The 21,244-nt window shown below is 67.9% G+C and carries 22 protein-coding genes; 7 read left to right on the top strand and 15 right to left on the bottom strand.

Annotation, left to right across the window (positions count from 1 at the left end; translation table 11 throughout):
- Positions 1-14 precede the first annotated feature (14 nt).
- Positions 15-677: a histidine phosphatase family protein gene (locus MRS60_RS03190; protein ID WP_175748706.1), complete on the top strand. Its 663-nt coding sequence runs from the start codon at positions 15-17 to the stop codon at positions 675-677.
- Positions 678-876: 199 nt separating this feature from the next.
- On the opposite strand, the gene MRS60_RS03195 is transcribed toward MRS60_RS03190, so the two are convergent.
- The 9 genes from MRS60_RS03195 to MRS60_RS03235 all read right to left on the bottom strand — a co-directional run bounded on the left by MRS60_RS03195 (position 877) and on the right by MRS60_RS03235 (position 10,129).
- Positions 877-1,830 carry an oxygenase MpaB family protein gene (locus MRS60_RS03195; protein WP_243565203.1) on the bottom strand — a complete coding sequence of 318 codons (954 nt, stop codon included), beginning with the start codon at positions 1,828-1,830 and terminating at the stop codon, positions 877-879.
- A 24-nt stretch (positions 1,831-1,854) separates the two neighbouring features.
- Complete coding sequence (ruvB, locus tag MRS60_RS03200) at positions 1,855-2,925, bottom strand: Holliday junction branch migration DNA helicase RuvB (protein WP_034182744.1); 1,071 nt, start codon at positions 2,923-2,925, stop codon at positions 1,855-1,857.
- 108 nt (positions 2,926-3,033) lie between these two features.
- A complete protein-coding gene (gene ruvA, locus MRS60_RS03205) occupies positions 3,034-3,615 on the bottom strand; it encodes a Holliday junction branch migration protein RuvA (protein WP_006401679.1) in 582 nt (193 codons plus the stop codon).
- 156 nt (positions 3,616-3,771) lie between these two features.
- Entirely contained in the window at positions 3,772-4,314 is a 543-nt protein-coding gene (gene ruvC, locus MRS60_RS03210) for a crossover junction endodeoxyribonuclease RuvC (protein ID WP_034182746.1), read from the bottom strand.
- Positions 4,315-4,463: 149 nt separating this feature from the next.
- Complete coding sequence (gene purH / locus MRS60_RS03215; RefSeq protein WP_243565204.1) at positions 4,464-6,029, bottom strand: bifunctional phosphoribosylaminoimidazolecarboxamide formyltransferase/IMP cyclohydrolase; 1,566 nt, start codon at positions 6,027-6,029, stop codon at positions 4,464-4,466.
- Between the two features lie 44 nt (positions 6,030-6,073).
- Entirely contained in the window at positions 6,074-6,307 is a 234-nt protein-coding gene (locus tag MRS60_RS03220) for a Fis family transcriptional regulator (RefSeq protein WP_006476892.1), read from the bottom strand.
- A complete protein-coding gene (gene dusB, locus MRS60_RS03225; RefSeq protein WP_175748707.1) occupies positions 6,304-7,371 on the bottom strand; it encodes a tRNA dihydrouridine synthase DusB in 1,068 nt (355 codons plus the stop codon). The genes MRS60_RS03220 and dusB overlap by 4 nt, the downstream gene beginning before the upstream one ends.
- Positions 7,372-7,509: 138 nt before the next feature.
- Positions 7,510-8,697: a UbiH/UbiF/VisC/COQ6 family ubiquinone biosynthesis hydroxylase gene (locus MRS60_RS03230; protein WP_105389836.1), complete on the bottom strand. Its 1,188-nt coding sequence runs from the start codon at positions 8,695-8,697 to the stop codon at positions 7,510-7,512.
- Positions 8,698-8,737: 40 nt separating this feature from the next.
- Positions 8,738-10,129, bottom strand: a complete 1,392-nt coding sequence (locus MRS60_RS03235) for an aminopeptidase P N-terminal domain-containing protein (protein WP_243565205.1) — start codon at positions 10,127-10,129, stop codon at positions 8,738-8,740.
- A gap of 186 nt (positions 10,130-10,315) precedes the next feature.
- Here MRS60_RS03235 and MRS60_RS03240 point away from each other — a divergent pair, with 186 nt between their 5' ends.
- On the top strand, positions 10,316-10,927 hold the full coding sequence (locus MRS60_RS03240) for a glutathione S-transferase family protein (RefSeq protein WP_034183409.1): 612 nt from the start codon (positions 10,316-10,318) through the stop codon (positions 10,925-10,927).
- 105 nt (positions 10,928-11,032) lie between these two features.
- On the opposite strand, the gene MRS60_RS03245 is transcribed toward MRS60_RS03240, so the two are convergent.
- The 3 genes from MRS60_RS03245 to MRS60_RS03255 all read right to left on the bottom strand — a co-directional run bounded on the left by MRS60_RS03245 (position 11,033) and on the right by MRS60_RS03255 (position 14,425).
- Positions 11,033-12,652: an FMN-binding glutamate synthase family protein gene (locus MRS60_RS03245; RefSeq protein WP_034182750.1), complete on the bottom strand. Its 1,620-nt coding sequence runs from the start codon at positions 12,650-12,652 to the stop codon at positions 11,033-11,035.
- A gap of 118 nt (positions 12,653-12,770) precedes the next feature.
- Positions 12,771-13,919, bottom strand: coding sequence for a tRNA 2-thiouridine(34) synthase MnmA (gene mnmA / locus MRS60_RS03250; RefSeq protein ID WP_034182751.1), 1,149 nt, complete (start codon positions 13,917-13,919; stop codon positions 12,771-12,773).
- Positions 13,916-14,425: an NUDIX hydrolase gene (locus MRS60_RS03255; RefSeq protein WP_034182752.1), complete on the bottom strand. Its 510-nt coding sequence runs from the start codon at positions 14,423-14,425 to the stop codon at positions 13,916-13,918. The genes mnmA and MRS60_RS03255 overlap by 4 nt, the downstream gene beginning before the upstream one ends.
- Positions 14,426-14,704: 279 nt before the next feature.
- On the opposite strand from MRS60_RS03255, the gene MRS60_RS03260 reads away from it, so the two are divergent.
- Genes MRS60_RS03260 through MRS60_RS03270 form a run of 3 tightly spaced genes read left to right on the top strand, consistent with a single transcriptional unit; the run spans position 14,705 to position 17,632 of the window.
- Positions 14,705-15,844 carry a Re/Si-specific NAD(P)(+) transhydrogenase subunit alpha gene (locus MRS60_RS03260; protein ID WP_243565206.1) on the top strand — a complete coding sequence of 380 codons (1,140 nt, stop codon included), beginning with the start codon at positions 14,705-14,707 and terminating at the stop codon, positions 15,842-15,844.
- 10 nt (positions 15,845-15,854) lie between these two features.
- Complete coding sequence (locus MRS60_RS03265) at positions 15,855-16,181, top strand: NAD(P) transhydrogenase subunit alpha (protein ID WP_034182754.1); 327 nt, start codon at positions 15,855-15,857, stop codon at positions 16,179-16,181.
- Positions 16,178-17,632, top strand: coding sequence for an NAD(P)(+) transhydrogenase (Re/Si-specific) subunit beta (locus tag MRS60_RS03270; RefSeq protein ID WP_034182755.1), 1,455 nt, complete (start codon positions 16,178-16,180; stop codon positions 17,630-17,632). Before MRS60_RS03265 ends, MRS60_RS03270 begins: the two co-directional genes overlap by 4 nt.
- 124 nt (positions 17,633-17,756) lie before the next feature.
- On the opposite strand, the gene MRS60_RS03275 is transcribed toward MRS60_RS03270, so the two are convergent.
- Both MRS60_RS03275 and MRS60_RS03280 read right to left on the bottom strand, forming a co-directional pair.
- A complete protein-coding gene (locus MRS60_RS03275; protein ID WP_034182756.1) occupies positions 17,757-18,443 on the bottom strand; it encodes a helix-turn-helix transcriptional regulator in 687 nt (228 codons plus the stop codon).
- 73 nt (positions 18,444-18,516) lie between these two features.
- The gene (locus MRS60_RS03280) at positions 18,517-18,921 is read right to left on the bottom strand and encodes a VOC family protein (RefSeq protein ID WP_034182757.1); all 405 of its coding nucleotides are present in this window, start codon (positions 18,919-18,921) and stop codon (positions 18,517-18,519) included.
- Between the two features lie 169 nt (positions 18,922-19,090).
- On the opposite strand from MRS60_RS03280, the gene MRS60_RS03285 reads away from it, so the two are divergent.
- A complete protein-coding gene (locus tag MRS60_RS03285) occupies positions 19,091-19,423 on the top strand; it encodes an ArsR/SmtB family transcription factor (RefSeq protein ID WP_034182758.1) in 333 nt (110 codons plus the stop codon).
- A complete protein-coding gene (locus tag MRS60_RS03290; RefSeq protein ID WP_105389831.1) occupies positions 19,416-19,880 on the top strand; it encodes an SRPBCC family protein in 465 nt (154 codons plus the stop codon). The genes MRS60_RS03285 and MRS60_RS03290 overlap by 8 nt, the downstream gene beginning before the upstream one ends.
- Before the next feature lie 60 nt (positions 19,881-19,940).
- Here MRS60_RS03290 and MRS60_RS03295 read toward each other — a convergent pair whose 3' ends face one another.
- Positions 19,941-21,242, bottom strand: a complete 1,302-nt coding sequence (locus tag MRS60_RS03295) for a THUMP domain-containing class I SAM-dependent RNA methyltransferase (protein ID WP_072436300.1) — start codon at positions 21,240-21,242, stop codon at positions 19,941-19,943.
- Between the last annotated feature and the right edge of the window lie 2 nt (positions 21,243-21,244).

Below are 21,244 nucleotides of genomic sequence, written 5' to 3' on the forward strand. Positions count from 1 at the left end.
GGAGACGCGCCGCGATGGCCACCACGCAGATTCTTTTCATCCGCCATGGCGAGACGGCCTGGAACCGCATCAAGCGCATCCAGGGGCATATCGACATCCCGCTGGCCGATTCGGGGCTCGCGCAGGCGCAGCGACTGGCCGCGCGGCTCGAGCGAGAGGCGCGCGAGGGTGCGCGGCTCGACGCGGTCTATTCGAGCGACCTGATGCGCGCGCAGCAGACCGCGCAACCCTTTGCCGATGCGCTCGGGCTGCCGCTGCAGTTGCGGGACGGGCTGCGCGAACGCTCGTACGGCGCATTCCAGGGGCACGACAGCGCCGAGATCGAGGCGCTGTTTCCGGACGCGTACGCGGCCTGGCAGACGCGCGATCCGGGCTTCGCGCCGGAAGGCGGCGAGTCGCAGCGTGCGTTCTATCACCGCGTGCTGCATGCGCTCGAGCCGATCGTCGCCGCGCATCCGGGCGGCCGGATCGCGTGCGTCGCGCATGGCGGCGTGCTCGACTGCGTGTACCGTTTTGCGAATGGTCTCGATCTGTCGGCGCCGCGCAACTACCAACTGCTCAATACGAGCATCAACGTCGTCGATTACGTGGATGGCCGCGCGCAGGTCGTGCAGTGGGCCGACGTGTCGCACCTTGACGCCGAGAGCGACGACGACGGCTATCGCAAGGTGCTCTGAGCACGCGGGGCCGGCCGGGATTCCCCCTTCCTCCTGCGTGACGCTTACTGCGGCAGCGCGTGGCGCGCCTTGTAGTCGGGCGCGTATGCGATCTTGCCAGGCTGGTCGGCCGTGATCGGCTGGCGCAGCTTGTCGAATTCCCCGTTGGTTTGTCACAGGTATTTGACAGTAAATTGAAATAATCTGAAGAGGCGAATCGTCAGGCGGAAGGTGCGCCGTCGGGCGGAGGCGCGGTCGCGCGACGGCGCGCACGCTTCGACGCGCCGTTGACGAGCGCCCAGCGCAGCACGGGTGCGACGGCCCGTACGCCGGGCCGGACCACCGCGCGTCGCAATGGCGCGAACGTCGACACGCGGAGCATCCGCTGCGCCCACGGCGGCAGCAGGTCGATCCCGGCATGCATCACCAGCGACGCGGCCGGCCGCAGCGCGGGCTTCGCGACCGGCACATTCAGCAGGATGGACATCACCTCGAAGGTATGCGGTCCGGCCTCGAGTTCGGGCTGCATGCGCGCGAGATACGCGGCGACCTCGGCGCGCGAACGGGGCACCTCGTGCGCGCCGAGCAGTTCGGCGATCAACGCCGTTTCGGCGTAATAGCGGTCCTGCAATTCGCCCGACAGCGCCGGATTCACGTAGCACAGGTGCGCGGCGAGGAAGCTCGATACTTCCGCGATATGCACCCAGGTCAGCAATGCCGGATCGTCGGCGCGGTACGGCCGACCGTCGGGCGCGGTACCCGATACGCGCGAGTGGATCGTTTTCACGCGCTCGATCAGCGCGAGCGCGTCCGCGCGACTGCCGAACGTCGTGCCCGTGATGAAGGTGGCGGTGCGCCGCAAGCGGCCGAGGATGTCGGTGCGAAACGACGAGTGATCCCAGACGCCCGCGAGCGCGAGCGGATGGAGCGCCTGCAGCAGCAGCGCGGCGATGCCGCCTGTCATCATCGACGTGAAGTCGGCATGCACGCGCCAGCAGACGGCATCGGGGCCGAACAGCCCGGGATCGCCGGGCGGTGAAGAGAGATCGAGCGACGGGCCGCCGCCGCCCACGGTCAGGTGCGTGATGCCGGCCACGAGCCGCTTGCGGATCGGCTCGGCCCAGCGCGGGCCCGGTGCGGGTGCGGCGGGGTGGTGGCTAGGCGGCGTCGTCATGGCTGGCGTGGCTCGGGCGGCCGGTTACTTCCCGGCGGGCGTATCCCACATGCCGCGTTCGGTGCTGCCGGCGTCGGGCGCGGAGAGCCCGAAGTGGCGATATGTGAGCAGCGTCGCGACACGCCCGCGCGGCGTGCGCTGCAGGAAGCCCTGCTGGATCAGGTACGGCTCGAGCACGTCCTCGATCGTGTCGCGCTCCTCACCGATCGCCGCTGCCAGGTTGTCGATGCCGACCGGGCCACCGTCGAACTTGTACAGGATCGCTTCGAGCAGCTTGCGGTCCATCAGGTCGAAGCCGACCGGATCGACGTCGAGCATCGCGAGCGCGGCATCGGCCACCGCCGCGGTGATCTGGCCGTCGGCCTTCACTTCCGCGAAGTCGCGCACGCGGCGCAGCAGCCGGTTCGCGATCCGCGGCGTGCCGCGCGAGCGCTTCGCGATTTCCAGCGCGCCGTTCGGATCGATCTGCGCGTTCAGTAGCGACGCCGAGCGCCGCACGATGCGCGACAGTTGATCGGCGTCGTAGAACTCGAGGCGCGAGACGATCCCGAAACGGTCGCGCAGCGGGTTGGTCAGCATCCCCGCGCGGGTGGTCGCGCCGACCAGCGTGAACGGCTGCAGGTCGAGCTTCACGCTGCGCGCGGCCGGACCTTCGCCGATCATGATGTCGATCTGGTAATCCTCGAGTGCCGGATACAGGATTTCCTCGACGACCGGCGACAGCCGGTGGATCTCGTCGATGAACAGCACGTCGTTCGCTTCGAGGTTCGTCAGCAGCGCGGCGAGATCGCCCGCGCGTTCGAGCACGGGGCCCGACGTCTGGCGCAGGTTCACGCCCATCTCGCGCGCGATGATGTGCGCGAGCGTCGTCTTGCCGAGACCCGGCGGCCCGAACAGCAGCACGTGGTCGAGCGGCTCGGAGCGGCGCTTGGCCGCTTCGATGAAGATCTCGAGCTGGCCGCGCACCTTTTCCTGGCCGACGTAGTCGTCGAGCTGGCGCGGCCGCAGCGCGCGTTCGAACACCTCCTCGTGCGACGAGGTGGGCGTGGCGGCGATGATCCGCTGCTCGGTGGCGAGTTTGTCGGTTTCAATCATGCGGCCATTGTACCGCGCGCCGCTCGCGGTCCGAACTGGCCGGACGGCCGACTGGCGCGCGCCGCGCGGCGGCGCGACACTGCGTCCGACAGTCGGTTCCGGCGGGCGTTACGCCTTCGACAGCGCCTTCAGCGCGAGCTTGATGCCTTCGGACACGCCGGTGCCGGCCGGCACGTTCTTGATCGCGGCGAGGCCTTCCTTTTCGGAGTAGCCGAGCGCGAGCAGCGCGTTGAGGATGTCGGTCGCGTGGTCGGACGCCGACGCGGCGCCGGCGAGCGCGCCGAGGTCGGCGCCGAGTTTGCCCTTCAGCTCGAGCAGCAGGCGCTCGGCCGTCTTCTTGCCGATGCCGGGCAGGCGCGTGAGGCGCGCGGCGTCCTGCATCGTCACGGCCTGCGCGAGCTCCTGCACGCTCATGCCGGACAGCACGGCGAGCGCCATGCGCGCACCGATGCCGGTGATCTTCAGCAGCTCGCGGAAGGTCGTGCGCTCCTGCGGCGTCAGGAAGCCGTACAGCAGGTGCGCGTCCTCGCGGACGATCTGCTGCGTGAGCAGCACGACGCGCTCGCCCGTCTGCGGCAGGTTGTAGAAGGTGCTCATCGGCACGTCGATTTCGTAGCCGACGCCGTTGCAGTCGACGAGCAGGTGAGGCGGGTTCTTTTCGAGCAGGATGCCGGCGATGCGACCGATCATGGATGGCGGGATGCGAGGAAGAAAGCGCGAGTGTAGCGCACGCGCGGCGCAATGCCGATGGGCTTGGCCGTCAGGCCGATGCGGTGCGTGTCGCGTGTGCGCTGCGCGCGGGCACAACAGTCGGTCCGGTGTGCCGGGCGATGGCGCGCGCCGGCATCAGCCGACCAGCCGCCCGCGCCGCACGCGCAGCCCTTTCTTCGCGAGCGCCGGCGCGAGGCCGCCGAGCGTGCTGAGCGTGTTGCCGCCGTGCGCATGGCAGATCGCCATGCCGAGCGCGTCGGCCGCATCGGAGCCCGGTTGGCCGGAGAGGTTGAGTAGCCGCGTGACCATTTCCTGCATCTGCGTCTTGGTCGCGCGGCCGTAGCCCACCACGGCCTGCTTGAGCTGCAGCGCCGTGTATTCGGCGACCGGCAGCCCGCCCGCGACGAGGCCGCAGATCGCGGCGCCGCGCGCCTGGCCGAGCAGCAGCGTCGACTGCGGGTTCACGTTGACGAACACCTTTTCGATCGCGGCCTGGTCGGGCGCATGTTCGCGCACGATCGTCGACACGCCCTGGAAGATCGTGCCGAGCCGGGTGGCCAGATCGGCCGTCGGCGTGCGGATCACGCCGCTCGTGACATAGGCGAGCCGGTGGCCGCTGACGTCGATGACGCCGAAGCCGGTGACGCGCAGGCCGGGGTCGATGCCGAGAATTCGCATGAGTGAGGAGAGATGCGTGATGCAGCGATACTACAACGAATGGCGCGGCGAGCCGGTCGCACAGTCGCGCGCCGGTGCCGCGCAATAAAAAACCCGGCGGGTGCGACGCCGCCGGGTTGTCGTGCAACGGCCGCGCGGGCCGCATGCGATCAGTGACGGAAGTGGCGCACGCCCGTCAGGATCATCGCGATGTTGTGCTCGTCGGCTGCCGCGATCACTTCGTCGTCGCGCACCGAGCCGCCCGGCTGGATCACGCAGGTCGCGCCGGCCGCGACGACGACGTCGAGGCCGTCGCGGAACGGGAAGAACGCATCCGACGCGACGGCCGAACCGGCCAGCGTCAGGCCCGCGTTCTGCGCCTTGATGCTCGCGATGCGAGCGGAATCGACGCGGCTCATCTGGCCTGCGCCGACGCCGAGCGTCATGCCGTTGCCGCAGAACACGATCGCGTTCGACTTCACGTACTTCGCGACGCGCCACGCGAACAGCAGGTCGTCCATTTCCTTCGGCGTCGGGTGGCGCTTCGTGACCACGCGCAGCTCGTGCGGCTGCACGTTCTTCGAATCGAGCGACTGCACGAGCAGGCCGCCGCCCACGCGCTTCAGGTCGAATGCGTTATGGCCGTCGCCGAGCGCGATTTCGAGCAGGCGCACGTTCTGCTTCGCGGCGAACACCTGCTTCGCGGCGTCGGAGAACGACGGTGCGATCAGCACTTCGACGAACTGCTTCGCGACAGCCTGCGCGGCCGCTTCGTCGACTTCGCGGTTGAACGCGATGATGCCGCCGAACGCGGAGGTCGGGTCGGTCTGGAACGCCTTCGCGTACGCGTCGGCCGAGTCGTTGCCGACCGCGACGCCGCACGGGTTCGCATGCTTGATGATCACGCAGGCCGGCGCGTCGAACGTCTTCACGCATTCCCACGCCGCGTCCGAATCCGCGATGTTGTTGTACGACAGTTCCTTGCCCTGCAGCTGGCGGTAGTTCGCGAGCGCGCCGGCCGGCGTCGTGATGTCGCGGTAGAACGCCGCGCTCTGGTGCGGGTTCTCGCCGTAGCGCAGGTCCTGCACCTTGTCGAACGCCATGTTCAGCGTCGCCGGGTACGCATTGCGCGATGCGTGCTTCAGCTCGTCGGTCAGGCTCGTCAGGTAGTTCGTGATCGCGCCGTCGTATTGCGCGGTGTGCGCGAACACCTTCGTCGCGAGGCGGAAGTTGGTCGGGTAGCCGACCGTGTTGCCGTTCGCCTTCATTTCGTCGAGCACGACCGCGTAGTCGGCCGGATCGACGACGACCGTCACGTCGCGGTGGTTTTTCGCGGCCGAGCGCAGCATCGTCGGGCCGCCGATGTCGATGTTCTCGATCGCGTCGGCGAGCGTGCAGTCGTCCTTTGCGATCGTCGCGACGAACGGATAGAGGTTCACGACGAGCAGGTCGATCGTCGGGATGCCGTGCTGTTCCAGCGCCTGCATGTGCTCGGGCAGGTCGCGGCGCGCGAGGATGCCGCCGTGCACCTTCGGGTGCAGCGTCTTCACGCGCCCATCGAGCATTTCCGGAAAGCCCGTGTAGTCGGCCACTTCGGTAACGGGCAGGCCCGCGTCGGCGAGCAGTTTCGCGGTGCCGCCCGTCGACAGCAGCTTGACGCCGAGGTCGGACAGCGACTTCGCGAAGTCGACGATGCCGGTCTTGTCGGAAACGGAAATGAGCGCTTGCTTGATCATGATGGAACCACCAATAGCCAGGGAAACGGGGACGGGACGGCCGACTACAGCAGGCCGTGCTGCTGCAGCTTCTTGCGCAGCGTATTGCGATTGATGCCGAGGTACTCCGCGGCGAGCGACTGGTTGCCGCCTGCCTGTACGAGCACGACCTCGAGCATCGGCTTTTCGACGCAGGACATCACCATTTCATAGACGTCGTGCGGATTGGAGCCGTCTAGATCCCGGAAATACACGTCCAGGCTCTCGCGGACACATTGTTCGATGTTGTGCTTGCTCATGCTGCTAACTGGTTATGGTCGTCCGACTCGCCCTGGCCGTTTTCCTCTTCGTCATCGACGTAGACGAGATGGTCCGACAGCGCCTTTTGCGCGTCGAAGAATGCATTGACGGCGGCGAGTTGCTCGCGGGTGGAATCGAGCGTGTTCATCCTGTGCCGGAACCCGTTGGCACCGGAAAGGCCGCGAGTGTACCAGCCGATGTGCTTGCGCGCAGTACGGACTCCCGTGAATTCACCATAGAAAGCGTAGTGGTCTTCCAGGTGTTCGTTCATCACGTGCTGGATCTCGTCGATCAGCGGCGGGGGCAGCAGCTCGCCGGTTTGCAGGAAATGATCGATTTCGCGGAACAGCCACGGCCGGCCTTGCGCGGCGCGACCGATCATCAGCGCGTCTGCACCGGTTGCATCGAGCACGGCCTTCGCTTTTGCGGGCGACGTGATGTCGCCGTTCGCGACGACCGGAATTCGCACGGCCGCCTTCACGGCCGCGATGGTGTCGTATTCGGCATCGCCGCGGTACAGGTCGGCGCGCGTGCGGCCGTGCACGGTGAGCATCGCGATGCCGGCGGCTTCGGCCAGCCGCGCGACCGTGATCGCGTTCTTGTGCTCGCGATCCCAGCCGGTGCGGATCTTCAGCGTGACGGGCACCGCATCGGGCCCCGTGCCGACCGCCGCGACGACGGCCTCGACGATCCGCTGCACGAGCGGCTCGTTCTGCAGCAGCGCGGAGCCGGCCGCGACGTTGCAGACTTTCTTCGCCGGGCAGCCCATGTTGATGTCGATGATTTGCGCGCCGTTGTCGACGTTGTAGCGGGCCGCTTCGGCCATCATCGCCGGATCGGCGCCGGCGATCTGCACCGCGATCGGCTCCACTTCGCCTGCGTGGTTCGCGCGCCGCATCGTCTTCGCGCTTTTCCACAGCTGCGCGTTGGACGCGACCATCTCGGACACGGCGTAACCGGCCCCCAGCCGCTTGCACAGCTGGCGGAACGGACGATCCGTCACCCCGGCCATCGGGGCGACGAACAGGTTGTTACGCAATACGTGAGAGCCGATAACGGGCATCGCAATGGCACCGCCCGCGACCGGCGCGGGCATGAAAAGGGCGGAGGGAAAACGCGCATTTTACCGTATTCCCATGCCCCGCCGATTTGACCCGGTTTGTGTGGTCCGGCCGGGGGCACCGTGCGGTGCCCTCGCGCGTCAGTTGCGCTGGCCGAACATCATCTGGCGCGCGATCGCCTTCTTGAGCGGCGGCACGAATTCGAGCGCGGTGAGCGCGGCGCCGCGCAGCAGCGGGAGCGGACCCGCATCGATCGTGAACAGCCGCGCCAGCGTGTCGGTCGCGCCGATCGTGAAGCGCCGGTCGAGCGCGCGGCGCGCGTTGAAGGTCGCAAGTGCGGTCGCATCGAAGCCTTGCGCGGACAGCGCGTCGACGAGCGTATGCGCGTCGCGCAGCCCGAGGTTGAGCCCCTGGCCCGCGACGGGGTGCAGGGTTTGCGCGGCATTGCCGACGATCGCGACGCGGCCGCTGACGAGCGTTTGCGCGGCGTTCAGCCCGAGCGGGAACGACGCGCGGCCCGCGATCGCGACGAACCGGCCCATGCGTTCGCCGAACGCGCTGCCGAGCTCGCGCAGGAACGCGTCGTCGGGCAGCGTCGCGCGGCGCGCCGCTTCGTCGGGCGTGCAGCACCAGACGAGCGCGTAGTCGGCCTGGCGCGGCCCGCCGAGCGGCAGCAGCGCGAGCGGGCCTTCGTGCGTGAAGCGTTCCCATGCGACGTTCGGGCGCGGCGCCGATACCGTGACCGTGCCGACGAGCGCGGTCTGCCCGTAGTCGCGGCGATGCTTGCCGGCGTCGGCCTGCTGTTCGTGGAACAGCCCGCCTTCGGCGTTGATGACGATGCGCGCGCGCAGCGTGCGCTCGCCCTGCGGGCCGTCGAGCGTCAGCGTGACGCCGTCGGCGTCCTGCTGCGGCGCGCGCGCGGTGGTCGACGTGAGCCAGTCGACGCGCGTGCCGTGCACGGCGCCCGCGAGCGCCTGCACCAGCGAGCCGTAGCGCACGACATAACCGAGCGCGGCGAGGTCGTGCTCGTCGCGGTCGATCAGCGTGCGGCCGAAATGGCCGCGCTGCGACACGTGGATATGTTCGATCGGCGTCGCGTCGGCAGGCCACGCGAGCGTGTCGAGCAGCACGCGGCTGCCGTGCGACACGGCGATCGCGCGCGGGTCGTTCATGCTCGCGGCCGGTTCGCGCGCATCGATCAGCGCGATCGACGCGTGCTGCGTTGCGCTGCGGCGCGCGAGCCAGCCGGCGAGCGCGAGCCCGACGGGGCCCGCGCCGACGATGGCGAGGTCGTAATCCGGTGTGGCCGGGGAGGAAGCGGTCGTCATCTTGATTCGTGAAACGGAGGTAACGGTCGGCAGCGGCCGGTCATGCGCCCGCGCGCATCAGCGCTTCGATCTCGGCGGCGTCGACAGGCACGCCGCGCGTGATCAGCTCGCAGCCGTGCTCGCGCACGATTGCGTCGTCCTCGATGCGGATGCCGATGTTCCAGTACTCGGGCGGCACGTCGTCGGCCGCGCGCACATACAGGCCGGGCTCGACCGTCAGCGTCATGCCGGGCTTCAGCGTGCGCCACGGCAGCGCGCCGTTGCCGTCGCGCTCGGCGAGCCGCTCGCGGTAGTCGCCGCAGTCATGCACGTCCATGCCGATCCAGTGGCCCGTGCGGTGCATGTAGAAGCGCGTGTACGCACGCTCGGCGATCACGTCGTCGACGTTCGAGAAGCGCGCTTTCGGGATGATGCCGGTATCGAGCAGCCCTTGCGCGAGCACGCGCACGGCCGCATCGTGCGGCGCCTCGAACGGCACGCCCGCGCGTGTCGCATCGATCGCGGCCTGCTGCGCGGCGAGCACGATGTCGTATAGCGCACGCTGCGCGGGCGAGAAGCGCCCGTTGGCCGGGAACGTGCGCGTGATGTCCGACGCGTAGCCGTCGAGTTCGCACGCGGCGTCGATCAGGATCAGGTCGCCGTCCTGCGCGGCCGCGTTGCCGGCCGGGTAGTGCAGCACGCACGCGTTCGCGCCGGCCGCGACGATCGAGCCATACGCGGGTGCCTGCGCGCCGTGCTTGCGGAACGTATACAGCAACTCGGCCTCGAGTTCGTATTCGCGGATGCCGGGGCGGCACGCCTGCATCGCGCGGCGGTGCGCGAGCGCGGAGATGTGCGCGGCGCGCATCATGATCGCGAGTTCGTGCTCGTCCTTCACGAGCCGCATGTCGTCGACGAGCGGCGTGAGATCGAGCATCGCGTCCGGCGCGGCGACGCCCGTGCGCGCAAGCGCGCGCACCGCGTCGAGCCAGCCCGCGAGCTGCCGCTCGAAATCGGCCGACGCGCCGAACCGGTAGTGCACGGTGCCCGCATCGGCGAGCAGGCGCGGCATCTCGGTGTCGATCACGTCGATCGCGAACGCCGCGTCGAAGCCGAACGCGTCGCGCGCGGCTTCGGGCCCGTAGTGGAAGCCTTCCCAGATCTCGCGGTCGACATTCTTGCCGCGGCAGAACAGGATCGACTCCGGCGCGCCGTGCGGCGCGGCCGCGTTCAGCACGAGCACGGCATCCGGTTCGGTGAAGCCCGTCAGGTAGTGGAAGTAGCTGTCGTACCGGTACGGGTAGGCCGTATCGCGGTTGCGCAGCAGTTCCGGCGCGGTGGGGACGATGGCGACGCCGCCGCCGGCGGCGCGCAGTGCGGCAAGCACGCGTTCACGGCGCTGGCGGTAGACGTCGACGGCGATGGCGATGGCGGTATCGTGGGGCGCATTCATCGTGCGATTGTAGCGCCGCGGGACGCGGCGCGTGAGAGAGGGGCGGGAAGCCGCGCCGGAAGGCCCGCGGCGGCGGTTGTTGCAAACCATCCACAGGCCGGCCGGGCGATTTTCTACCGCGCGACGCTGGCCGGTTATGATCGGCGACAACGTATACTCTCGGCGGTTCCCTTAAAAAGGCAGATGATGAAATTAATCGGTTCGCTCAGCAGCCCGTACGTCCGAAAGGCGCGGATCGTGCTCGCTGAAAAGAAGATCGACTACAAGCTGGAGCTCGAGAACGTGTGGGCGCCGGAGACGGATATTCATGCATCGAATCCGCTCGGCAAGGTCCCGTGCCTCGTGATGGAGGATGGTGCCGCGGTGTTCGATTCCCGCGTGATCTGCGAATACGTCGATACGCTGTCGCCGGTCGGCAAGCTGATTCCGCCGTCGGGCCGCGAGCGCGTCGAAGTGCGCTGCTGGGAAGCGCTGGGCGACGGCGTGCTCGACGCGGCGGTCGCGATTCGTCTCGAACACACGATGCGCGACGAGGTGCAGCGCAGCGCGAGCTGGATCGCGCGCCAGCAGCGCAAGATCGACGATGCGCTCGTTGCGATGTCGCAGGGCCTGGGCGGCAAGACGTGGTGCGTCGGTAATCATTACTCGCTCGCCGACATCGCGCTCGGCTGCGCGCTCGGCTATCTCGACTTCCGGATGCCCGAGGTCAACTGGCGCGATCGCCACCCGAACCTCGACAAGCACTTCGTGAAGCTGCTGCAGCGGCAATCGTTCGCCGACACGCTGCCGCAGAACTGAACCGCTGCCGGCCACGCAGTCACACATTCGGCAGACGAAAGAAAAGCGCCCCGCGGGGCGCTTTTCTTTTTGCCGGGCCGCCCGGTACCTGGGCGGCCGCGAGCGTCACTCGATCGACGCGTAGACGGTCTCGCCGAGCGTAAACGAATCGCTGCGCGCGATCGGCCACCACTTGTCGTACAGCGAGAAGCCGCAATGGTTGCCGTCGAGCAGCGCGCCGGGCTTCAGGTATTTCAGCAACTGCGACATCAGCCGGACCTCGTGCGGCGCGACGCGCTGCACGATGTGATGCGCGCGCAGCTCGGACGGATGCGCGAGGCCGGCCGCCTGCACGAGTTCCTGCAGTGCGTGCAGCGTATTGCGGTGGAAGTTGTACACGCGGTCGGCCTTGTCGGGCACGACGAGCGCGCGCTGGCGCACCGGGTCCTGCGTCGCGACGCCGGTCGGGCAGCGGCCCGTGTGGCAGGTCTGCGCCTGGATGCAGCCGACCGCGAACATGAAGCCGCGCGCCGAGTTCACCCAGTCCGCGCCGATCGCGAGCGTGCGCGCGACGTCGAACGCGGAGATGATCTTGCCGCTCGCGCCGATCTTCACGCGGTCGCGCACGCCGATCCCGACGAGCGTGTTGTGCACGAGCAGCAGCCCTTCCTGCAGCGGTACACCGACGTGGTCGGTGAATTCGAGCGGCGCTGCACCCGTGCCGCCTTCCGCGCCGTCGACGACGATGAAGTCCGGCACGATGCCGGTTTCGACCATCGCCTTCGCGATCCCGAAGAACTCCCACGGATGGCCGACGCACAGCTTGAAGCCGGTCGGCTTGCCGCCCGACAGTGTGCGCAGGCGCTCGACGAATTCGAGCAGCCCGCGCGGCGTCGAGAATTCCGAATGCGTGGCGGGCGAGATGCAGTCCTTGCCCATCGGCACGCCGCGTGTCTCGGCGATCTCCGGCGTGATCTTCGCGGCCGGCAGCACGCCGCCGTGGCCGGGCTTCGCGCCCTGCGACAGCTTCACCTCGATCATCTTGACCTGCGGATCGGCGGCCTGCTTCGCGAACTTGTCGGGATTGAACGTGCCGTCGTCGTTGCGGCAGCCGAAGTAGCCCGACGCGATTTCCCAGATGATGTCGCCGCCGTTCTCGCGGTGGTATTTCGACAGCGAGCCTTCGCCGGTGTCGTGCGCGAAACCGCCTTTCTTCGCGCCGAGGTTCAGCGAGCGGATCGCGTTCGCGGACAGCGAGCCGAAGCTCATTGCCGAGATGTTGAAGATCGAAATGTCGTACGGTTGCGCGCGATTCGCGCCGACGCGGATGCGGAAATCGTGGTTCGGCAGCTTCGTCGGCGCGAGCGAGTGGCTGATCCATTCGTGCGCGACGGCCTTCACGTTCAGCTCGGTGCCGTACGGGCGATTGTCGGCGACGTTCTTCGCGCGCTGGTAGACGAGGCTGCGCTGCGCGCGCGAGAACGGTTTCTCGTCGGTGTCGTCTTCGACAAAGTACTGGCGGATCTCGGGGCGGATGAACTCGAACAGGAAGCGGAAGTGGCCCCAGAGCGGGTAGTTGCGCAGGATCGCGTGGCGGTCCTGCTTCAGGTCGTACAGGCCGAGCACGACGAGGGCGGCGGGGATCAGGATCCACAGCCAGGAGAGTGCGTGGATCGACGCAAGCGAGGCCGTCGCGGCGAGCAGCAGGACGGCACACCACATCGCCAGATAGCGTCTTGAAAGCATGGGGACTCCGTAAGAATCTTGAAATACCGCCATGCGTGCGCTGCGCGGCGGTCTGCCGGCCTCGGCGGAATCATGTTCCGCCGGGCGCGGCGTGCCGCAAGTCTAAACCGAATGTGTGTCAGCGTGCTTCGGCGAGCGCCGGTGCGTGGCCTTCCGCGGGCGCTGCCTGGCCGGGCTGGCCGGTTGCCGCGAACTCGATGATGCCGCCGCCGAGACAGATCTCGCCGTCGTACAGCACGGCCGACTGGCCGGGCGTGACGGCCCACTGCGCGTCGTCGAACGCGAGCGAGAAGCGCTCGCCGCCGGCACGTGCAAACGTGCATGCGGCATCGGCCTGCCGGTAGCGCGTCTTCGCGCCGCATGCGAAGCCTTCCGCCGGCGGCTCGCCGGCGACCCAGCTCACGTTGCCGGCGACGAGCTGCCGCGACAGCAGCCACGGATGATCGTGGCCCTGCACGACATACAGCGTGTTCGACGCGATGTCCTTCGCGGCGACGAACCACGGCTCGCCGCTGCCGCTCTTGCTGCCGCCGAGGCCGATGCCCTTGCGCTGGCCGAACGTGTAGAACGCGAGGCCGATGTGCTCGCCGACGACCTTGCCGTCGGGCGTCTTCATCGGGCCGGGTTTCGTCGGCAGGTAGCGGTTCAGGAAATCGCGGAACGGCCGTTCGCCGATGAAGCAGATGCCGGTCGAATCCTTCTTCTTCGCGTTCGGCAGCCCGATCTGCGCGGCGATCTCGCGCACCTTGGTCTTCGGGATCTCGCCGAGCGGGAACATCGTCTTCGACAGTTGCGCCTGGTTCAGCCGGTGCAGGAAGTACGACTGGTCTTTCGTATGATCGAATGCCTTCAGCAGTTCGAAGCGCCCGTCGCGCTCGCGCACGCGCGCGTAGTGGCCGGTCGCGATCATTTCCGCGTCGAGCGACATCGCGTGATCGAGGAATGCCTTGAACTTGATCTCGGCATTGCACAGCACGTCGGGGTTCGGCGTGCGGCCGGCCGAGTATTCGCGCAGGAACTCGGCGAACACGCGGTCCTTGTATTCCGCTGCGAAGTTGACGGCTTCCACGTCGATGCCGATCAGGTCGGCCACCGACACGACGTCGATCCAGTCCTGGCGCGTCGAGCAGTATTCGCCGTCGTCGTCGTCTTCCCAGTTCTTCATGAACAGGCCGACCACGTCGTAGCCCTGTTCCTTCAGCAGCCACGCGGTCACCGACGAATCGACGCCGCCCGACATGCCCACCACTACACGGCGCTTGCTCATTTGTTGACCGCCTGACGTTCGAATGCTTCGGGGCGCGGCGCGACCGAATGCGTGTGCACGAAATCGAGCGGAATGCGCCGCCCGGCGAGATAGTCGTCGACGCAGCGCATCACCGCGGGCGAGCGATGGCGCTCGCTGCATGCGCGCAGTTCGTCGGCCGTCATCCACAGCGTGCGGACGATGCCGTCGTCGAGCACGTGGCCCGCGACCGGCTCGCCGGCCGTGCCGCAGAACGTGAAACGCAGGTAGGTCGCGCCGGCGCTGCCGGGGCGGTCGTAGTGCGCGAGATAGACGCCGACGAGCGCGTCGGGCGTGAACGGGTGCGCGGTTTCCTCGAGCGTCTCGCGGATCACGGCGTCGGCCAGCGTTTCGCCGGCTTCGAGATGGCCGGCCGGCTGGTTGATGCGCAGGCCCGTCGAGGTTTCTTCCTCGATCACGAGAAAGCGGCCGGCGTGCTCGACGAGCGCGGCGACCGTCACATGCGGGGTCCAGATTTCGGGTTTCATGGTTCGGCATTTTACCGGTTGCGCCCGAACGCTGCCCGGCATCTCGTTAGACGAATCCGACCCCCGCAAATCGTCCGTCCCGCCGACGCGTGGCGCTACGAGCCGGGTTAATGTCGCATTCGAGCACGATCGTGCGGAATGTGCTGGCGCAACCATCGCTTTCGGTTAAAGTGCAGCGTGAACGCCGTTGCCCGTGAGCCGGTAAGTCAGCCTGTCCGGCTCGTTGTGCAGTAAAAATCGCAAGAAAAGAAATACTGACAATGACTGGAGGAACTGACGATGCATATTGGAGTGCCTGCTGAAACGCGGGCGAACGAGGCGCGTGTGGCTGCGACGCCGGAAACCGTGAAGAAATACGCGGCTGCCGGCCATCGCGTCAGTATCGCGAAAGGGGCCGGCGTCGCAGCCAGTTATCCCGACCAGGCCTACGCGGCCGCCGGTGCCGAATTGACCGACCAGTCGGCTGCTTTTGATGCCGACATCGTGTTGAAGGTTCAGGCGCCCACCGACGCGGAGCTGCCTTCGCTGAAGCGCGGCTCCGTGCTGGTCGGCATGCTCGAGCCGTTCAACGGCGAGCAGGCGGCGAAACTGGCCACGGCCGGCGTGACGGGCTTCGCGCTCGAAGCCGCGCCGCGCACGACGCGCGCGCAGAGTCTCGACGTGCTGTCGTCGCAGGCGAACATCGCGGGCTACAAGGCCGTGCTCGTCGCCGCGGCGCTGTATCCGCGCTTCTTCCCGATGCTGATGACGGCCGCGGGCACCGTGAAGGCCGCGCGCGTGCTGATTCTCGGCGCGGGCGTCGCGGGCCTGCAGGCGATCGCGACCGCGAAGCGGCTGGGCGCCGTGATCGAGGCTTCCGACGTGCGGCCGGCCGTGAAGGAGCAGATCGAGTCGCTCGGCGCGAAATTCCTCGACGTCCCGTTCGAAACCGACGAAGAGCGCGAGGCCGCGCAGGGCGTCGGCGGTTATGCGCGCCCGATGCCGCCGTCGTGGCTCGGCCGCCAGGCCGCGCTCGTGCACGAGCGCGCGAAGCAGGCCGACATCGTGATCACCACCGCGCTGATTCCCGGGCGCCCGGCGCCGACGCTGATCTCGGTCGAAACCGCGCAGTCGATGAAGCCCGGCTCGGTGCTCGTCGATCTCGCGGCCGGCCGCGGCCCCGAATTCGACGGCAGGAAGAGCGGCAACTGCCCGCTGACGGTCGCCGACCAGGTGATCGTGCACAACGGCGTGACGATCGCCGGCTACACGAACCTCGCATCGATGGTCGCGTCGGACGCGTCGGCGCTGTACGCGCGCAACCTGCTCGACTTCATGAAACTGATCGTCACGAAGGAAGGCACGCTGAACATCGACCTGACCGACGACATCGTCGCCGCGACGCTGCTGTGCCGCGATGGCGAAGTCACGCGTAAATAACGGGGGAGACATGGAAGTCATCAATCACACGGTGATCAACGTGATCATCTTCGTGCTGGCGGTGTACGTCGGCTACCACGTCGTCTGGAACGTCACGCCGGCGCTGCATACACCGCTGATGGCCGTGACCAACGCGATCTCGGCGATCGTGATCGTCGGCGCGATGCTCGCGGCGGCGCTCACCGTCGGCGTGACCGGCAAGTTCTTCGGCACGCTCGCGGTCGCGCTCGCGGCCGTCAACGTGTTCGGCGGCTTTCTCGTGACGAGGCGAATGCTCGAGATGTTCCGCAAGAAGGAGCCCAAGCGTGTCGAGGGCGGCAAGGAGGGCGCGCGATGAGCATGAACGTCGTTACGCTGCTGTACCTCGTCGCATCGGTGTGCTTCATCCAGGCGCTCAAAGGCCTGTCGAACCCGAAGAGCGCGCGGCGCGGCAACCTGTTCGGGATGGTCGGGATGGCCATCGCGATCCTCACGACGGTCGCGCTGATCGTCAAGCAGGCGGCCTGGCTCGGCGCGAACCTGCCGCTCGGCATTGCGCTGGTGCTCGGCGCGCTGGTCGTCGGCGGCGGTGTCGGTGCGTTCGTCGCCGCGCGCGTCGAGATGACGAAGATGCCGGAACTCGTCGCGGCGATGCACTCGCTGATCGGTCTCGCGGCCGTGTGCATCGCCTATGCGGTGGTGTCGGAGCCGGAAGCGTTCGGGCTCGTGCCGCAGGACGCCGTCGCGTCGAACTTCATCCCGTACGGCAACCGCGTCGAGCTGTTCATCGGCACGTTCGTCGGCGCGATCACGTTCTCCGGGTCGGTGATCGCGTTCGGCAAGCTGTCGGGCAAGTACAAGTTCCGGCTGTTCCAGGGCGCGCCGGTCGTGTATGCGGGCCAGCACCTGATCAACCTGATGCTCGCGATCGCGATGCTCGGCTTCGGCATCCTGTTCGTCATCACGCAGGCGTGGCTGCCGTTCATCATCATGACGGCGATCGCGTTCGTGCTCGGTGTGCTGATCATCATCCCGATCGGCGGCGCGGACATGCCGGTGGTCGTGTCGATGCTGAACTCGTACTCGGGCTGGGCGGCGGCGGGCATCGGCTTCTCGCTGAACAACGCGATGCTGATCATCGCGGGCTCGCTGGTCGGCTCGTCGGGTGCGATCCTGTCGTACATCATGTGCCACGCGATGAACCGTTCGTTCTTCAACGTGATCCTCGGCGGCTTCGGCGGCGAGGCGGCGGCCGGCGGCGCGGCGGGCGCGCAGGAGCAGCGCCCGGTGAAGTCGGGTTCGGCCGACGACGCGGCGTTCATGCTCGGCAACGCGGAATCGATCGTGATCGTGCCGGGCTACGGGCTGGCCGTCGCCCGCGCGCAGCACGCGCTGAAGGAGTTGACCGACAAGCTGATCGAGAAGGGCGTCGACGTGCGTTATGCGATCCACCCGGTTGCCGGGCGGATGCCGGGGCACATGAACGTGCTGCTCGCGGAAGCGGAAGTGCCGTACGACATCGTGTTCGAGATGGAGGACATCAACGGCGAGTTGGGCCAGGCCGACGTGGTGCTCGTGCTCGGCGCGAACGACGTCGTGAACCCGGCCGCGAAGAACGATCCGAAATCGCCGATCGCGGGGATGCCGATCATCGAGGCTTACAAGGCGCGCACGGTGATCGTCAACAAGCGCTCGATGGCGTCCGGCTACGCGGGCCTCGACAACGACCTGTTCTACATGGACAAGACGATGATGGTCTTCGGCGATGCGAAGAAGGTCATCGAGGACATGGTGAAGGCCGTCGAGTAACGCGCGCACCGGCAACCCGGGCGCCTGCTGCAACGCAGGGGCGGCCCGCCCGGACAGGCCCGACCGGCGCAAGCCGGCCGGGTCTTTTTCATGGCGCGACGAGGCTCGCGATCCGGCGATCGCGTCAGCGCATCGGCGCTTCCGCGATCCGCATGTAGTCGGCGATCCGCCGTCCTTCCATGTCCGGAAACTGCTCGTGCACGGTGATGTCGCCCATCCGCGCGATGTCGAAGGTGCGGAAATCGTCGCGCAGCTCGCACCACGCGCCGATCGTCCAGCGGCCGCCCCAGTAGACGAGCCCGAGCGGCCACACGCGGCGTTGCGAATGCGCGCCGAGCCGGTCGCGGTAGCCGAAGCTGACGATGTGGCGCGTGTCGATGGCCTGGTGGATCGCGTCGACCTTCGCGCAAAACGTCTCGTCGATATGGAACGACGGCGCGAACACGGGCAGGCGGTCGAGCGCCGTGCGCTTGTCGGCCGGCATCGCCGACGCGATCTTCGCAAGTGCCGAGCGGGCGCCGCTCGCGAAGCGCGCACCGCCCCAGGTCTCGAGCATGCGCGCGCCGGTGGCGAGCGCCGCGAGCTCCTCGGCCGTGAACGTGAGCGGCGGCAGGCTCGCGTTGCGGTTCAGCCGGTAGCCGATGCCGGCTTCGCCTTCGATCGGCACCCCTGACAGTTGCAGGTCGCGCACGTCGCGATAGACCGTGCGCGGCGACACCGACAGCCAGTCGGCAAGCTGCTGCGCGGTCGTGAGACGGCGCCCGCGCAACAGCTCGGCGATCTGGAACAGGCGGTCGGCACGGCGTGTCATGGCAGCACCTCGATTCCAACGGCTAAGGGGACTTCGCGATGATAGCGCCGCGCCGCCCCGATGGCCGATGCGCTCAATGGCATTTCGGCGCGTGCAGGCCGACGCGGTTGCCTTCGGTATCGATCAGGTAGCCGATGTAGCCGTAGTTGTTCGGCAGCTCGACGACGGAGCCTTGCACGATGCCGCCTGCGCGCTTCGCGCGTTCGAGCGCCGCGACGACCGAGTCGCCGGCGTTCAGGTAGACGAGCACGCCGTTCGCGCTCGGCTTCATCTGCTGCGGATCGAACACGATGCTGCCGCCCGTGCTCGACGCCTCGTGATCGAACATCGCCATCGGCACGCCGCCGATCACTTCGCGCTGCAGCGTGGTTTGCAGCATGGTTTCGTAAAAACGGATCGCGCGATCGAAATCGAGGGACGGAATGTCGAACCACGCGATCGCGCGTTCCAGGGTTGCGGTGGCAGTTGCGGACGTCATGACGAACTCCTTGTTGCGTTGTTATTCGGGTTCTGTGTGGAAACCAGCGTTGCATTGCGCCGGGATTGCAGTGTGAGCGCGGCCTGCTGACACCGTATTGTCAGTAGAGTTGTCATCCTTGACATGCAACTGTTTGGTTGCATAATGAGGCCATCGACCCGGGAGCGGCATGGATCTCGTTTTCAAGGCGCTGGCCGATGCCACGCGCCGTCAGTTGCTCGACCTGCTGCATGCGAAAAGCGGCCAGACCCTGTCCGAGCTGTGCGACGGACTCGCGATGAGCCGGCAGGCCGTGAGCAAGCATCTCGCGCTGCTCGAGGCCGCGAATCTCGTCGCAACCGCATGGCGCGGCAGGGAGAAGCTGCATTACCTGAATCCGGTGCCGATCCACGACATCGCGGAACGCTGGATCGGCAAGTTCGAGCGTCAGCGCCTGCAGGCGCTGGCGGATCTCAAGCGCGGGCTGGAAGCGGCCCGCGGCACAGGAGACGACGATGGCTAACCCCGCCTTTGTGTACGTGACCTTCATCGCGGCGACGCCCGAGCGCGTGTTCGACGCACTGACCAACGCCGAGCTGACGAAGGACTACTGGGTCCGGCATCGTAACGCATCGCCCGACTGGCGGCCGGGATCGCGGTGGGAACATCAGGACTACGACGATCCGTCGCGGGTCGACATCGTCGGCGAAGTGGTCGAGAACGATCCGCCGCACCGGCTGGTCGTCACGTGGCGTGCGCCGTCGGGAGACGGCGAGGAATCGCGCGTGACCTATCTCGTCGAGCCGCACGAGGGCGTCGTGAAGCTGACCGTCACGCACGACGGGCTCGTGGCCGGTTCGGAGATGGATCGCGGGATTCGCGGCGGCTGGCCGGTCGTGCTGTCGAGCCTGAAGACGCTGCTCGAGACGGGGCACGCACTGCCGTTCACGATGGCGCGCTGGTCGAAGTCGAAGCACTGACGCGCGCCGGCGGGAGGAGCGCGCGGGCGCCGCGATGGCGGCCCCGCGCGACGGTGTCGCTTACGCGTCGCCTTCCGGCGCGGCCGGGCGCGCCTTCACGCTGCCGGCGATCAGGTCGAAGCGGAACAGCCGGCATTCGAGCGCGCCGTTGAACAGCGGCGTCTTCGCCGATTCGCGCAGCCGCAACTGGCCCGGCAGCGAACGGTCGGACGTCAGCAGGAATGCCTGCCAGCCCGTGAAGCGCTGCTTCAGCGCATCGCCGAGCGCGTTGAAGAACTCGCTGTCCGGCGCGTCGGTGTGCGTGCGGCGGAACGCGTCGTCGTTGCCGCGGTTGCGGCCGGTTTCGCGCACCTCGCCGCGCGCGCTGCGGCCGCGCACTTCGATCCGCTCGCCGTACGGCGGGTTCGCGAGGATGATGCCCGGCCCGTCGCACGGCGGCGTCATCCCGCGCGCGTCGACTTGCTTGAGCCACACCGACGGCACGCCCGCGCGCTCGAGGTTCGCGCGCGCCTTTTCGAGCATGTCGCCGGAAATGTCGCTGCCGTACACGCCGAGCGCATCGCCGCGCTTGCCGCGCGCCGCGCGCTTCGCGTCCAGCGCCGGCACCTTCAGCCCCTGCCATGCGGTGATGTCGTACTGCTTGAGCTTTTCGAAGCCGAATCGGCGTTCGACGCCCGGCGCCACGCCGAGCGCGATCTGCGCGGCTTCCGCGAGGAACGTGCCGCTGCCGCACATCGGGTCGTACAGCGGCGTGCCGGGCGTCCAGCCCGTCAGGCGCAGGATGCCGGCCGCGAGGTTCTCGCGCAGCGGCGCCGCGCCCTTGTCGAGGCGCCAGCCGCGCTTGAACAGCGGCTCGCCCGACGTGTCGAGGTACAGCGTGCACTCGTTGGCCGTCAGGAACGCGAACACGCGCACGTCCGGCGCACCCGTGTCGATGCTCGGGCGGGCGCCGGTCTTGTCGCGCATCCGGTCGCAGATCGCGTCCTTCACGCGCAACGTCGCGAATTCGAGGCTTTTCAGCGGCGACTTGATCGCGGTGATGTCGACGCGCAGCGTCTGCGTCGCCGCGAACCAGCGCTCCCACGGCTGCTCGAGCGCGAGCGCATAGACATCCTGCTCGTTGCGGTACGCGCGGTGCGCGATCTTCAGCAGGATCCGGCTCGCGATCCGCGAATGGAGGTTCGCGGCCATGCCGGCGGCCCAGCCGCCGCTGAAATGGACGCCGCCCGGCACCTGCGCGCCCGCGGTGAACGGCGCGCCGTTCAGGTGGCGGCCGGCGATTTCGGCCAGCTCGGCGGCAAGCGCCGCTTCGAGGCCGCGCGGGCAGGGGGCGAAGAATTCGTACAGGGTGGGCGAGGACATAA

This window comes from Burkholderia pyrrocinia (genome assembly GCF_022809715.1).
Taxonomy (GTDB): domain Bacteria; phylum Pseudomonadota; class Gammaproteobacteria; order Burkholderiales; family Burkholderiaceae; genus Burkholderia; species Burkholderia pyrrocinia_C.

Bases quoted from the DNA above. Each gene is read 5' to 3' on its own strand.
- MRS60_RS03190 (WP_175748706.1), top strand. From the start codon at position 15: ATGGCCACCACGCAGATTCTTTTCATCCGCCATGGCGAGACGGCCTGG.
- MRS60_RS03195 (WP_243565203.1), bottom strand. From the start codon at position 1,830: ATGACGACGCCGCCTAGCCACCACCCCGCCGCACCCGCACCGGGCCCG.
- ruvB (WP_034182744.1), bottom strand. From the start codon at position 2,925: ATGATTGAAACCGACAAACTCGCCACCGAGCAGCGGATCATCGCCGCC.
- ruvA (WP_006401679.1), bottom strand. From the start codon at position 3,615: ATGATCGGTCGCATCGCCGGCATCCTGCTCGAAAAGAACCCGCCTCAC.
- ruvC (WP_034182746.1), bottom strand. From the start codon at position 4,314: ATGCGAATTCTCGGCATCGACCCCGGCCTGCGCGTCACCGGCTTCGGC.
- purH (WP_243565204.1), bottom strand. From the start codon at position 6,029: ATGATCAAGCAAGCGCTCATTTCCGTTTCCGACAAGACCGGCATCGTC.
- MRS60_RS03220 (WP_006476892.1), bottom strand. From the start codon at position 6,307: ATGAGCAAGCACAACATCGAACAATGTGTCCGCGAGAGCCTGGACGTG.
- dusB (WP_175748707.1), bottom strand. From the start codon at position 7,371: ATGCCCGTTATCGGCTCTCACGTATTGCGTAACAACCTGTTCGTCGCC.
- MRS60_RS03230 (WP_105389836.1), bottom strand. From the start codon at position 8,697: ATGACGACCGCTTCCTCCCCGGCCACACCGGATTACGACCTCGCCATC.
- MRS60_RS03235 (WP_243565205.1), bottom strand. From the start codon at position 10,129: ATGAATGCGCCCCACGATACCGCCATCGCCATCGCCGTCGACGTCTAC.
- MRS60_RS03240 (WP_034183409.1), top strand. From the start codon at position 10,316: ATGAAATTAATCGGTTCGCTCAGCAGCCCGTACGTCCGAAAGGCGCGG.
- MRS60_RS03245 (WP_034182750.1), bottom strand. From the start codon at position 12,652: ATGCTTTCAAGACGCTATCTGGCGATGTGGTGTGCCGTCCTGCTGCTC.
- mnmA (WP_034182751.1), bottom strand. From the start codon at position 13,919: ATGAGCAAGCGCCGTGTAGTGGTGGGCATGTCGGGCGGCGTCGATTCG.
- MRS60_RS03255 (WP_034182752.1), bottom strand. From the start codon at position 14,425: ATGAAACCCGAAATCTGGACCCCGCATGTGACGGTCGCCGCGCTCGTC.
- MRS60_RS03260 (WP_243565206.1), top strand. From the start codon at position 14,705: ATGCATATTGGAGTGCCTGCTGAAACGCGGGCGAACGAGGCGCGTGTG.
- MRS60_RS03265 (WP_034182754.1), top strand. From the start codon at position 15,855: ATGGAAGTCATCAATCACACGGTGATCAACGTGATCATCTTCGTGCTG.
- MRS60_RS03270 (WP_034182755.1), top strand. From the start codon at position 16,178: ATGAGCATGAACGTCGTTACGCTGCTGTACCTCGTCGCATCGGTGTGC.
- MRS60_RS03275 (WP_034182756.1), bottom strand. From the start codon at position 18,443: ATGACACGCCGTGCCGACCGCCTGTTCCAGATCGCCGAGCTGTTGCGC.
- MRS60_RS03280 (WP_034182757.1), bottom strand. From the start codon at position 18,921: ATGACGTCCGCAACTGCCACCGCAACCCTGGAACGCGCGATCGCGTGG.
- MRS60_RS03285 (WP_034182758.1), top strand. From the start codon at position 19,091: ATGGATCTCGTTTTCAAGGCGCTGGCCGATGCCACGCGCCGTCAGTTG.
- MRS60_RS03290 (WP_105389831.1), top strand. From the start codon at position 19,416: ATGGCTAACCCCGCCTTTGTGTACGTGACCTTCATCGCGGCGACGCCC.
- MRS60_RS03295 (WP_072436300.1), bottom strand. From the start codon at position 21,242: ATGTCCTCGCCCACCCTGTACGAATTCTTCGCCCCCTGCCCGCGCGGC.